The 10,914-nt window shown below is 63.8% G+C and carries 13 protein-coding genes; 10 read left to right on the top strand and 3 right to left on the bottom strand.

Going from position 1 to position 10,914, the window contains the following annotated elements; genetic code table 11:
* Nucleotides 1-82 precede the first annotated feature (82 nt).
* A complete protein-coding gene (locus B2W55_RS21620) occupies nt 83-322 on the top strand; it encodes a GIY-YIG nuclease family protein (RefSeq protein ID WP_024584326.1) in 240 nt (79 codons plus the stop codon).
* A gap of 12 nt (nt 323-334) precedes the next feature.
* Here B2W55_RS21620 and B2W55_RS21615 read toward each other — a convergent pair whose 3' ends face one another.
* Entirely contained in the window at nt 335-796 is a 462-nt protein-coding gene (locus B2W55_RS21615) for a MarR family winged helix-turn-helix transcriptional regulator (RefSeq protein WP_024584325.1), read from the bottom strand.
* A 162-nt stretch (nt 797-958) separates the two neighbouring features.
* Here B2W55_RS21615 and B2W55_RS21610 point away from each other — a divergent pair, with 162 nt between their 5' ends.
* The 9 genes from B2W55_RS21610 to B2W55_RS21570 all read left to right on the top strand — a co-directional run bounded on the left by B2W55_RS21610 (nt 959) and on the right by B2W55_RS21570 (nt 8,828).
* Complete coding sequence (locus B2W55_RS21610) at nt 959-1,384, top strand: organic hydroperoxide resistance protein (RefSeq protein ID WP_024584324.1); 426 nt, start codon at nt 959-961, stop codon at nt 1,382-1,384.
* Nucleotides 1,385-1,595: 211 nt separating this feature from the next.
* Nucleotides 1,596-2,801: a CaiB/BaiF CoA transferase family protein gene (locus B2W55_RS21605; RefSeq protein WP_024584323.1), complete on the top strand. Its 1,206-nt coding sequence runs from the start codon at nt 1,596-1,598 to the stop codon at nt 2,799-2,801.
* Nucleotides 2,802-3,084: 283 nt separating this feature from the next.
* Nucleotides 3,085-4,401, top strand: a complete 1,317-nt coding sequence (ugpB, locus tag B2W55_RS21600; RefSeq protein WP_024584322.1) for a sn-glycerol-3-phosphate ABC transporter substrate-binding protein UgpB — start codon at nt 3,085-3,087, stop codon at nt 4,399-4,401.
* Between the two features lie 64 nt (nt 4,402-4,465).
* Nucleotides 4,466-5,347, top strand: coding sequence for a sn-glycerol-3-phosphate ABC transporter permease UgpA (gene ugpA, locus B2W55_RS21595; RefSeq protein WP_024584321.1), 882 nt, complete (start codon nt 4,466-4,468; stop codon nt 5,345-5,347).
* Complete coding sequence (gene ugpE, locus B2W55_RS21590) at nt 5,347-6,195, top strand: sn-glycerol-3-phosphate ABC transporter permease UgpE (protein ID WP_024584320.1); 849 nt, start codon at nt 5,347-5,349, stop codon at nt 6,193-6,195. Before ugpA ends, ugpE begins: the two co-directional genes overlap by 1 nt.
* Nucleotides 6,195-7,277: a sn-glycerol-3-phosphate import ATP-binding protein UgpC gene (locus B2W55_RS21585; protein ID WP_024584319.1), complete on the top strand. Its 1,083-nt coding sequence runs from the start codon at nt 6,195-6,197 to the stop codon at nt 7,275-7,277. Before ugpE ends, B2W55_RS21585 begins: the two co-directional genes overlap by 1 nt.
* A 170-nt stretch (nt 7,278-7,447) precedes the next feature.
* On the top strand, nt 7,448-7,873 hold the full coding sequence (locus tag B2W55_RS21580; protein ID WP_024584318.1) for an Hsp20 family protein: 426 nt from the start codon (nt 7,448-7,450) through the stop codon (nt 7,871-7,873).
* A gap of 50 nt (nt 7,874-7,923) precedes the next feature.
* Entirely contained in the window at nt 7,924-8,190 is a 267-nt protein-coding gene (locus B2W55_RS21575) for a DUF1150 family protein (RefSeq protein ID WP_024584317.1), read from the top strand.
* 281 nt (nt 8,191-8,471) lie between these two features.
* A complete protein-coding gene (locus B2W55_RS21570) occupies nt 8,472-8,828 on the top strand; it encodes a hypothetical protein (RefSeq protein ID WP_145987125.1) in 357 nt (118 codons plus the stop codon).
* Between the two features lie 116 nt (nt 8,829-8,944).
* Here B2W55_RS21570 and B2W55_RS21565 read toward each other — a convergent pair whose 3' ends face one another.
* Together B2W55_RS21565 and B2W55_RS21560 are read right to left on the bottom strand one after the other, a co-directional pair.
* A complete protein-coding gene (locus B2W55_RS21565; RefSeq protein WP_024584314.1) occupies nt 8,945-9,283 on the bottom strand; it encodes a DUF6665 family protein in 339 nt (112 codons plus the stop codon).
* Between the two features lie 76 nt (nt 9,284-9,359).
* Entirely contained in the window at nt 9,360-10,883 is a 1,524-nt protein-coding gene (locus tag B2W55_RS21560; protein ID WP_024584313.1) for an AMP-binding protein, read from the bottom strand.
* Nucleotides 10,884-10,914 lie beyond the last annotated feature (31 nt).

Here is a 10,914-nt window from a genome sequence, read left to right as displayed (position 1 = left end):
CCCGAAGGGCGAAGCGTGGTGTCCGGCGTAGCCCGAAGGGCGAAGACGGACTGGTCGGTACTCCGGCTATTCTTGGACACGAATGTGGTACGTCTACATCATCCGCAGCATCGACTTCCCTGATCAGGAATACATCGGCGCCACCGAGGACCTGAAGCGGCGGATTCCCGAACACAACGCCGGGAAATCCAGGCACACCTCGAAATTCAAACCGTGGCAGCTCGTCTGGTACTGCGCCTTTCCGGACAAATACAAAGCTCTCGCGTTCGAAAAGTACCTTAAATCCCACTCCGGCCGCGCCTTCGCCAAGAAGCGCCTCTAACCGTCGCCGCCGCTACTCCCCCAGCACCGCGTTCAGCCGGTCGCGCAGCGCGACGATCTCGTCCTTCATCGCCAGCAATTCCCCGACCGAGCAGTCCGACGCCGCCAGGATCGATTGCGGGACGGCCTTGGCTTTCTCGCGCAGCGCGTGGCCCTGCGCGGTCAGCGCGATCAGCACCACCCGCTCGTCCGCGGTGCTGCGGGTCCGCTTGATCAACGCCGCCGCCTCCAGCCGCTTCAGCAGTGGCGTCAGGGTGCCGGAATCCAGGAACAGGCGCTCGCCGAGGTCCTTCACCGGCACGTCGTCGCGCTCCCACAGCGCCAGCATCACCAGATACTGCGGATAGGTCAGCCCGAGCCGGTCGAGCAGCGGCTTGTAGACGCGGTTGAAGGCGTGCGCGGTCGAATAGACCGCAAAGCAGATCTGGTTGTCGAGCCGCAGCGCCTGATCGGCCGCCGTCTGTTTCCTGACCATGATTCCGATCGAATCCATCCCGTTTCCGGGTCATTCTGGGCTCGCGGGACCGCGAATTCAATTGCGAACAATTAAATGTGAGGCTGCGCATTTTGCATTGTGTACAATTCAATTGTATGCGATAGATCGATCGTCGAATTCAAACCCGAGGGAGAGACGACCATGTCAGTGAACGTGCTCTACAAGACCAGCGCCAAGGCAACCGGCGGCCGCGACGGCCATGCGGCAACGCTCGACGGCGCGCTCGACGTCAAGCTCACCACCCCGAAGGAGCTCGGCGGCGGCGGTGGCGCCGGCAACAATCCGGAGCAGCTGTTCGCGGCCGGCTATGCCGCCTGCTTCATCGGCGCCATGAAGTTCGTGGCCTCGCAGGGCGGCCCCAAGGTTCCCGCCGACGCCGCGGTGACCTCGACGGTCGGAATCGGCCCGCGCTCGGAAGGTGGCTTCGGCCTTGCCGTCGACCTCGCCGTTTCGCTGCCCGGCCTGTCCCGCGCCGACGCCGAGGCGCTGGTCGAGAAGGCCCACCAGGTGTGCCCCTATTCCAACGCGACCCGCGGCAATGTCGACGTCAAGCTGACCGTCGTCTAATTCAGTTCTCGCCAATGGTCCGCCACGCCTTCCCGCGTGGCGGACTATTTGTTTGCATTCGAGATGCCAGTTCGCGTCTTGCGATTCGTTGAGCGAACGCGCGCCGCCTGCTGCATGGGCCTGCGCCGAGGGAAGCATTGCTGCCCCGGCTGAAGACCGCTAGCTCTGGGATCCTCGTATTTCCGATCCCAACTGAGCGAAGGTTGTTTCCATGAATACCCCTGCGGCTACGGGCGCGATGACCGGCCTGCGCGTGATCGATCTGACGCGCGTGCTCGGCGGTCCGTATTGCACCCAGATCCTCGCCGACCACGGCGCCGACGTGATCAAGGTCGAGCCGCCCGCCGGCGACGAGGTGCGCGACTGGGGCCCTCCGTTCCATGAAGAAGATGCGGCCTATTTCGTCGGCATCAACCGCAACAAGCGCTCGATCGGCCTCGACCTCGCCTCCGAAGGCGGACGCGCGGTGCTGATGAAGATGCTCGAGACCGCCGACGTGCTGATCGAGAATTTCAAGCCGGGCACGCTCGACAAATGGGGCATCGGCAACGACGTGTTACGCGAAAAATTTCCGCGCCTGGTGCATTGCCGGATCTCCGGCTTCGGCGCCGACGGCCCGCGCGGCGGCAATCCCGGCTATGACGCGATCATCCAGGCGATGACCGGCATGATCGCGGCCACCGGCTCGCCGGAGAGCGGCCCGATGCGGATCGGCGTGCCGCTGGTCGACATCACCACCGGCCTCTATGCGGCGATCGGCATCCTGATGGCATTGTCGGAGCGGCAGCGCTCCGGGCTCGGCCAGTTCCTCGAGACCACGCTGTACGAAACCGGGCTTGCGATCATGCATCCGCACACCGCGAACTATTTCATGCATGGCAAGCCGCCGTCGCTGACCGGCAACGAGCATCCGAACCTCGTGCCTTACGCGATCTTCCCGACCAAGACCGACAACATCTTCATCGGCGTCGGCAATGACGGCACCTTCCGCAAGCTGGCGAAGGAGATCGGCAAGCCCGAGCTCGGCACCGATCCACGCTTTGCCCGCAACAAGGATCGCATCGCCAACCGCGATGCGCTGCGCGTCGAGCTTGCCGCGGTGTTCAGCCAGCACGAGGCCGAGCCGCTGTGCAACCGGCTGCTCGCCGCCGGCCTTCCGGCCGGCCCGGTGCAGAAGATCGACCAGGCGCTGACCAACCCGCACACCATCCATCGCGGCGACGTCATCGAGAAGGATTGGTACAAGGGCGTCGCCTCGCCGATCCGGCTCGAACGCACCAAGCCGAACCTGCGCCGCACGCCGCCGAAGTTCAGTCAGCACGCAGCGGAGGTGCTGGGCGAGTTCGGCTACTCTAGGGATGAGATCAACGGCCTGGTCGACAAGGGCGTGGTCTGCGGTCCCCAGCGCAAGCGCTAAAAGCGTTTTCGAGCGAAGTGGGCACCGGTTCGCGTCAAGAAAACGCGTCAGAATGAGAGAGCGTCGGTTCGTATCGAACCGGCGTGATCACATCACCCTGCGGTGCAACGTCGCGTTCGGCGTTGCACCGCGAGGCGCCGGCGGCAATCTCCGCCTTTTTTACCGCTTCCCTTTGTCGCGGCTTCCCCCCTACGATGGCTTTCGTTTATACGGTCATTTGAACGTCATCCGGCGCTGATAACGCGCGCAACGAAAGATGTTGTTCCAACCGGGAGGGGCTTTGATGATTTTCCGACGACTTGGCGCTGCTGCGGTAGCCGCTGCTACGCTTGCATTCGCGTCGCCTGCATTTGCGGTGACCGAGATCCAGTGGTGGCACGCGATGACCGGCGCCAACAATGACGTCATCGTCAAGCTGGCCAACGACTTCAACGCCTCGCAGTCCGACTACAAGGTGATCCCGACCTACAAGGGCGGCTACGCCGACACCATGAATGCCGGCATCGCCGCGTTCCGCGCCGGCAACGCGCCGGCCATCATGCAGGTGTTCGAAGTCGGCACCGCGACCATGATGGCCGCCACCGGCGCCGTCAAACCGGTCTACAAGCTGATGGCCGACGCCGGCGAGAAGTTCGATCCGAGCGTCTATCTACCCGCGATCACCGGCTACTACTCGACCTCGAAGGGCGAGATGCTGTCGTTCCCCTTCAACTCGTCGTCGACCGTGATGTGGGTCAATCTCGACGCGCTGAAGAAGGCCAACATCGCCGAGATCCCGAAGACCTGGCCGCAGGTGTTCGAGGACGCCAAGAAGCTGAAGGCGGCCGGCTACACCACCTGCGGCTTCTCCGGCTCGTGGGTCACCTGGGTCAATCTCGAGCAGCTCTCGGCCTGGCACAACGTGCCGCTCGCCAGCAAGGCCAACGGCCTCGACGGCTTCGACACCGTGCTCGAATTCAACGGCCCGCTACAGGTCAAGCATCTCGAGAACCTGGTCGAGCTGCAAAAGGACAAGACCTACGACTATGCCGGCCGCACCAACACCGGCGAAGGCCGCTTCACCTCGGGCGAGTGCCCGATCTACCTGACCTCGTCGGCCTTCTTCGGCAACGTCAAGGCGCAGGCCAAGTTCAACTTCACCGCTGCGCCGATGCCGTACTATCCAGACGTCAAGGGTGCGCCGCAGAACTCGATCATCGGCGGCGCCTCGCTGTGGGTGATGGGCGGCAAGTCGGCCGAGGAATACAAGGGCGTGGCCAAGTTCCTGACGTTCCTGTCGGACACCGACCGCCAGGTCTGGATCCACAAGGCCTCGGGCTACCTGCCGATCACCAAGGCGGCCTACGCCAAGGCCAAGGAAGAGGGCTTCTACAAGGACCAGCCCTATCTCGAGACCCCGCTGCTCGAGCTCACCAACAAGCCGCCGACCGAGAATTCCCGCGGTCTGCGCCTCGGCAACATGGTGCAGCTGCGCGACGTGTGGTCGGAGGAAATCGAGCAGGCGCTGGCCGGCAAGAAGACTGCCAAGCAGGCGCTGGACTCGGCCGTCGAGCGCAGCAACCAGATGCTGCGGCAGTTTGAAAAGACCGCCGTCCGCTGACATGATGGTTTGATGTCATCAACCGGCAGGCCGCGACGAGCGGCCTGCCACTTTCTTAGAGACCATGCAAAAGCAAGCGATTTTCCAATCAAAGCTGTTGCCTTACGCGCTGGTTGCCCCGCAACTCGCGATCGTCCTGATCTTTTTCTACTGGCCGGCCGCGCAGGCGGTGATCCAGTCCTTCCTGCTGCAAGACGCTTTCGGCCTGTCCACCAGCTTCGTCTGGTTCGAGAACTATCTCGAGCTGTTCAAGGACCCGGCCTATTTCGCCACGATCGTCAGGACCTTCGCGTTCTCGTTCGCGATCGCGGTGTCGTCGCTGTCGTTCGCACTTCTGCTCGCCGTCATGGCCGACAAGCCGCTGCGCGGCTCGACGCTGTACCGCACGCTGCTGATCTGGCCCTATGCGGTGGCGCCGCCCGTGGTCGGCGTGCTCTGGGTGTTCATGCTGCATCCCTCGCTCGGCGTGCTGTCGCGCTATCTGCGCGCCATGGGCGTTGACTGGAATCCGTTGCTCAACGGCGACCAGGCCGCGACGCTGATCATCCTCGCCGCGGCTTGGAAGCAGATCTCCTACAATTTCCTGTTCTTCCTCGCCGGCCTCCAGAGCATCCCGAGGAGCGTGATCGAGGCCGCCGCGATCGACGGCGCCCGCCCGATGCGGCGGTTCTGGACCGTGATCTTCCCGCTGCTGTCGCCGACCATCTTCTTCCTGCTGGTCATCAACATCGTCTACGCCTTCTTCGACACCTTCGGCATCATCGACACGATGACCCGCGGCGGCCCCGGCAAGTCGACCGAAACGCTGGTCTACAAGGTCTATTCGGACGGCCTGATCGGCGGCAATCTCGGCTCGTCGGCGGCGCAATCGGTCATCCTGATGGTGATCGTGATCGTGCTGACTGGAATCCAGTTCCGCTTCGTCGAACGCAAGGTGACCTACTGATGGTCGAGGAAGAGGGCTTCCAGCGCTATCTGGCTCACATCATCCTGTGGATCGGGATCGTGATCGTCGCCTTCCCGGTCTATCTGGCGATCGTCGCCTCGACCCAGGACAATGCCGTCATCGCCAACGGCCAGATGTCGCTGTTGCCCGGCGGCCATTTCTTCGAGACCTACTACCAGACGCTGTTCGTCGGCACGAGCGGATCGACCCGCGAGCCGGTGCTCAACATGATGCTGAATTCGCTGATCATGGCGCTCTTGATCGCGGTCGGCAAAATCGCGATCTCGATCATCTCGGCCTATGCGATCGTGTATTTCCGGTTTCCGTTCCGGATGGCGATCTTCTGGATCATCTTCATCACCCTGATGCTGCCGGTCGAGGTGCGCATCTATCCGACCTACAAGATCGTCGCCGACCTGCATCTGCTCGATAGTTACGCCGGCCTGTCGCTGCCGCTGATCGCCTCCGCCACCGCAACGCTCTTGTTCCGGCAGTTCTTCATGACGGTGCCGGATGAATTGCTGGAGGCCTCGCGGATCGACGGCGCGGGCCCGTTCCGCTTCTTCTGGGATACGCTATTGCCGCTGTCGCGCACCAACATGGCCGCGCTGTTCGTGATCCTGTTCATTCTCGGCTGGAATCAATATCTCTGGCCGCTGTTGATCACCACGCGCGACGACATGCAGACCATCCAGGTCGGCATCCGCAAGATGATCACCACGACCGATGCGCTGACCGAATGGCCGATCGTGATGGCGACCGCGCTGCTCGCGATGCTGCCGCCGGTGTTCGTCGTCGTCGTGATGCAGAAACTGTTCGTGCGCGGATTGGTGGAGACGGAAAAGTAATGGCCAACGTCACGCTGCGCAGCGTCCGCAAGACCTATCCCGGCGGCTTCGAGGCCATCAAGGGCGTCGATGTCGACGTCGGCGACGGCCAGTTCTGCGTGCTGGTCGGCCCTTCCGGCTGCGGCAAGTCCACGCTGCTGCGCATGGTCGCCGGGCTCGAGACCATCACCGGCGGCGAGATCGACATCGGCGGCCGCGTCGTCAACCAGGTCGAGCCCGCCGATCGCGACATCGCGATGGTGTTCCAGAACTATGCGCTCTATCCGCATATGAGCGTCTACAACAACATGGCCTACGGCCTGCGCAACCGCGGCATGGCCGAGGCCGAGATCAAGACCCGGGTCGAGGAAGCCGCGCGCGTGCTCGAGCTGTCGCCGATGCTGGAGCGCAAGCCGCGGCAGCTTTCCGGCGGCCAGCGCCAGCGCGTCGCGATGGGCCGCGCCATCGTGCGCCAGCCGAAAGTGTTCCTGTTCGACGAGCCGCTGTCGAACCTCGACGCCAAGCTGCGCATCGCGATGCGGGTCGAGATCCGCAAGCTGCAACGCCGGCTCAACACCACCTCGATCTACGTCACCCACGACCAGCTCGAGGCGATGACGCTGGCCGACATCCTGGTGGTGATGAATGGCGGCCAGGTCGAGCAGATCGGCAATCCGCTGGAGATCTACCAGAAGCCGGCGACCACCTTCGTCGCCTCCTTCATCGGCGCCCCGCCGATGAACCTGATGCCGCTGCGTTCGGACGAGCTGACGTCCCAGATCACGGGTGCCGATGGTGCCGGTATCGTCGGTATCCGGCCGGAGGATTTCGTGATCTCCAGCGAGGCCGTACCGGACGGCGTCGCGCTTGGCCTGACCGTCGAGGCGATCGAGCATGTCGGCGCCGAGACCTTCGTCTATGGCAGCCGCCAGCGCGCGGAACAGGGCATTGCCGCCAATCCAGGCGAACTGCCGCCGGGGGAGGTCATCGTCCGGGTTCCCGGCGCCACCGGCCCTGCCATCGGCGAGCGGATCCGGGCGGTCGCGCCGCGCGACAAACTGCATCTATTTACCGCCGACGGCCGCAAGCGGGTCGCGGGGTAACCGATCAGGAAGATTTTGCTCCCATGTTGCGGGCGTTTAGGCTGGTTTCGGGGCTGCTTGAACGCTATCCAGATCGCCCCCATATCCCTCACTGACCGGAGGCCAGACGGCCCGCCGGTTGCATGGGGCGCCGCAAGGGCCCCTCAAAGTCGCTTCGAGAGGACTTTGTAATGTCTCGTGTTCCATCGTTGTCCAGTCCGTTCCTTCTGGGATTCGACGAGATCGAGCGTGCGCTCGACCGCGTCGTGAAGGGCGCTGACGGCTATCCTCCCTACAACATCGAACGGTGCGACCGGTCCAACGGCCAGCCTGAGCGACTTCGCATCACGTTGGCGGTAGCGGGCTTCACCCGCGACCAACTCGATGTAACGATTGAGGAAAATCAGCTCGTCATCCGCGGCCGCCAGCAGGACGACAAGGCTCGGCAATACATCCATCGCGGCATCGCCGCGCGCCACTTCCAGCGCACCTTCGTGCTGGCGGAGGGGATGCAGGTGCTGGGCGCGGATCTGAAGAACGGGTTGTTGTCGATCGACCTGGCCAGGCCGGAACCTGAACGGGTCATTAAGACAATCGCTATCAATGAGCACGAATAATAGCAACAAGGAGCGGACTCGACCGCTTGTCTGACTGAGGAGTCGAGACCATGAGTGAAGCAAACATCATCTTCCAATCCGACAGCGTGACGCCGGAAGCGCTGGCCCATCTGGGTGAGGGTCATATCGCCTATGTGAAGCAGGTCCGTTCCGAGGACGTGCCCGACCTCTTTCCGCAGGCGCCGAAGATCGCGCCGGGCCTCAAGCTGTTCGCATTGCATGCCGCCGACGGCACGCCGATCATGCTGACTGACAGCCGCGAAGCCGCGATCGCCAACGCCTGGAGCAACGAGTTGCAGGCCGTCAGCGTCCACTGACACGCTGCTGACGCGACATCCGCGAGTTCAGATGCGCGGGCATGCCTCGACACCGAGGCGGCCCGCGCATTTTTTATGGCGACCAGGCGGTGCGCCACAATTGCGCTTCGGCCGATCCATTAACGAAGTCCGCGGTAACCTCGCTGATCCGTTGCCTGCGGTGCACGATGCTCATGATCAGTCGATCGTCCAGCTGGGGTCTCTGCTTCGGTGGGTTGGCCGCGCTTGTCGTGGCCCTCCTTCTCACCCTGACCTGGTCGAGTAGGTCGGGCGCCGGCAGCTTGATCATGTTGCTGGTGATGTTCGTGCCCGCCGTCACCATCATGGGCGGCCTCGTCGGCGGCGTTCTGTTCGGCCTGGTCGGCGTCATCATCGCGCTCAGCAGGCATCGCATCGAGGCATCCACGCTCAGTTATGCGCTCCTGGGAGGCCTGCTTTCGCTGGGGGTGCTGGTGCCGTACGCGTCCTGGGTGGCGAACGGACTGGTTCCGGCGCTGCAAGGACGGCAGGGCGTTTATGTCCTGCTGCCCACTGCGTTCCTGCCAGTTGTGATCGTCGGCTTTCTCGTCGGAGCGAAAGTGGCGTTGGCAAACGCGCGGGCCGTTCCACCGCCGCTCGAAGGCGGGTCTCGCAGCTAGAGCACGATGAGGTCAGGTTGAATCGTCATCGCGCTCTCGCATCTTGTTTGCGCATGATCTTTCCGGATCAAGCTCTAGGCCGCCAGCAACCGCTGGCCGAAATGGCTCACAAACCTTCAATCAGGCTTCAATGCGGGGAGCATCGGGCTCATGCTGAGCTGCACCTCGCCGGGAACGCTGTAGTCGCGCATCAGCGAGCGAGTGTTGCGCAGCCCGCACGCCTCACGCTGCACCACGAACATCCAGAGCGCATGACCGGCCTCTCGCACCAGGACACGGCGCGCCTGTTGCGCAGGCGCCTCGGCGCGCGGTTGATCGGCATCGAATTCGCGCAGCCTGGCGAGCGCCTGTTCCAGCGCCCGGCCCATGCGTCCGAGCGCGCTCGCCCGCTCCTCGGCAAGCTCGTAGGCGAGAACGTCGATGGGAACTCGATCAAGGCGAAAATCGCGGGACATCAACCATCCCTGGTTCGCACGCGCATTGTTGCGCACGACCGTCTTCTGGCCTCAGCGGCGGGTTGTCAATACACGTTCAGGCCAGCCGCGCGCGGATGTCGGGCTTCAGCACCTTGCCGACCTTGGAACGCGGCAGATCGTTCCAGACCTCGATCTGCTTCGGCGTCTTGATGCTGCCGATCTGTTGCTTGACGAAGGCCGCAAGCGCCGTCGCATCGACGGTTTGGCCCGCGCGCGGCTGCACGACGGCGACGATGCGCTCGCCCCATTTGTCGTCGGGCAACCCGATCACGGCGCAATCCTGCACCGCCTCATGGGCACGCAACGCATTCTCGACCTCGATCGAATAGACGTTGAAGCCGCCGGTGATGATCATGTCCTTGGCGCGGTCGACGATATAGAGATAGCCGTCACCGTCGATGTAGCCGATATCGCCGGTGTGGTGCCAGCCATGCACCGAGGCCTCGCGCGTCGCCTCCGGGTTCTTGTAGTAGCCGTCCATGACCAGCGAGCCCCGCACCACGATCTCGCCGCGCGATCCCGCAGGCAGCAGCTTGCCGTCGCCATCCATGATGCCGGCCTGCACCAGCGGGCCGATCCGCCCGGCGGAAGACAGCCGCTCCATCGCGATCGTGCCGTCGGCATTGTAGTGATCGGCAGGCGGCATCATCGAGATCATCATCGGCGCCTCGGTCTGACCGAACAGCTGCGCCATCGGCCCGATCCGCTTCAACGCTTCCGCGAGCCGCGTCGCCGAGATCGGCGCGGCGCCATACCAGAAGCATTGCAGCGAACCGAGACTGGCGCGATCGAGGCCGGGATGATCGAGCAGCATGTAGATCACGGTCGGCGGCAGGAACGTGTGCGTGACGCGGTGGTAGGCGATCAGGGCGAGGAACTCTTCGATGTCGGGATGGTGCATGATCACGACGCGGCCACCGAGCGTCATGATCGGAAAACACAGCACACCGGCGGCATGGGTCAGCGGCGCCAGCGCGAGATAGACCGGGCGGCCCTTGAACGGGTAGCCCATCAGGGTCAGCGCGGTCATCGCCTCGATGTTGCGCCCCGACAGCATCACGCCCTTGGGCTTGCCGGTGGTGCCGCCGGTGCCGGGGATCATCGCGAGGTCGTCGATCGTGTCGCGCTGGTAGGGATCGTCGGCGAGACCGCCGAGCCAATGATCGAATGACGGCGCGAACGGCAGCTCGGTATCGAGGCAGACCAGCGTGCGCAGCTTGGGCAGATCCCGCCTGACGGCCTCGACCATCGGCGCAAAGCTGGAATGAAACAGCAGCAGGCTGCAATCGAACTGGTCGAGGATGAACTTGTTCTCGGTCGCCTCGTTGCGCGGATTGATCGGGCACCACACGGCGGCGGCGCGCGAGATGCCGAACACGCAGGCGAACGCGATCGGATCGTTGCCGGACAGGATCGCGACCTTCTCGCCGGGAGCGATGGCGGACCGTTCGAGCCCGCGCGCGATCCGGTAGCTCAGCCCTTGTACCTCGCCGTAGCTGAGGTCGCGGCCGTCCATCGTGAGACACGGCGCGTCGGGGCCGAGTGAAGCACCCTTGTCGAGGTAATCGATGAAGCGCATGGCTGACCTCGCGGGAGGGAGACGGGTGACG

Source organism: Bradyrhizobium sp. UBA2491 (assembly GCF_002341725.1).
GTDB lineage: Bacteria > Pseudomonadota > Alphaproteobacteria > Rhizobiales > Xanthobacteraceae > Bradyrhizobium.
Note: the sequence above shows the minus strand (reverse complement) of the source record. Positions and strands in the feature narration are given on the sequence as shown.

Bases quoted from the DNA above. Each gene is read 5' to 3' on its own strand.
- B2W55_RS21620 (WP_024584326.1), top strand. From the start codon at position 83: ATGTGGTACGTCTACATCATCCGCAGCATCGACTTCCCTGATCAGGAA.
- B2W55_RS21615 (WP_024584325.1), bottom strand. From the start codon at position 796: ATGGTCAGGAAACAGACGGCGGCCGATCAGGCGCTGCGGCTCGACAAC.
- B2W55_RS21610 (WP_024584324.1), top strand. From the start codon at position 959: ATGTCAGTGAACGTGCTCTACAAGACCAGCGCCAAGGCAACCGGCGGC.
- B2W55_RS21605 (WP_024584323.1), top strand. From the start codon at position 1,596: ATGAATACCCCTGCGGCTACGGGCGCGATGACCGGCCTGCGCGTGATC.
- ugpB (WP_024584322.1), top strand. From the start codon at position 3,085: ATGATTTTCCGACGACTTGGCGCTGCTGCGGTAGCCGCTGCTACGCTT.
- ugpA (WP_024584321.1), top strand. From the start codon at position 4,466: ATGCAAAAGCAAGCGATTTTCCAATCAAAGCTGTTGCCTTACGCGCTG.
- ugpE (WP_024584320.1), top strand. From the start codon at position 5,347: ATGGTCGAGGAAGAGGGCTTCCAGCGCTATCTGGCTCACATCATCCTG.
- B2W55_RS21585 (WP_024584319.1), top strand. From the start codon at position 6,195: ATGGCCAACGTCACGCTGCGCAGCGTCCGCAAGACCTATCCCGGCGGC.
- B2W55_RS21580 (WP_024584318.1), top strand. From the start codon at position 7,448: ATGTCTCGTGTTCCATCGTTGTCCAGTCCGTTCCTTCTGGGATTCGAC.
- B2W55_RS21575 (WP_024584317.1), top strand. From the start codon at position 7,924: ATGAGTGAAGCAAACATCATCTTCCAATCCGACAGCGTGACGCCGGAA.
- B2W55_RS21565 (WP_024584314.1), bottom strand. From the start codon at position 9,283: ATGTCCCGCGATTTTCGCCTTGATCGAGTTCCCATCGACGTTCTCGCC.
- B2W55_RS21560 (WP_024584313.1), bottom strand. From the start codon at position 10,883: ATGCGCTTCATCGATTACCTCGACAAGGGTGCTTCACTCGGCCCCGAC.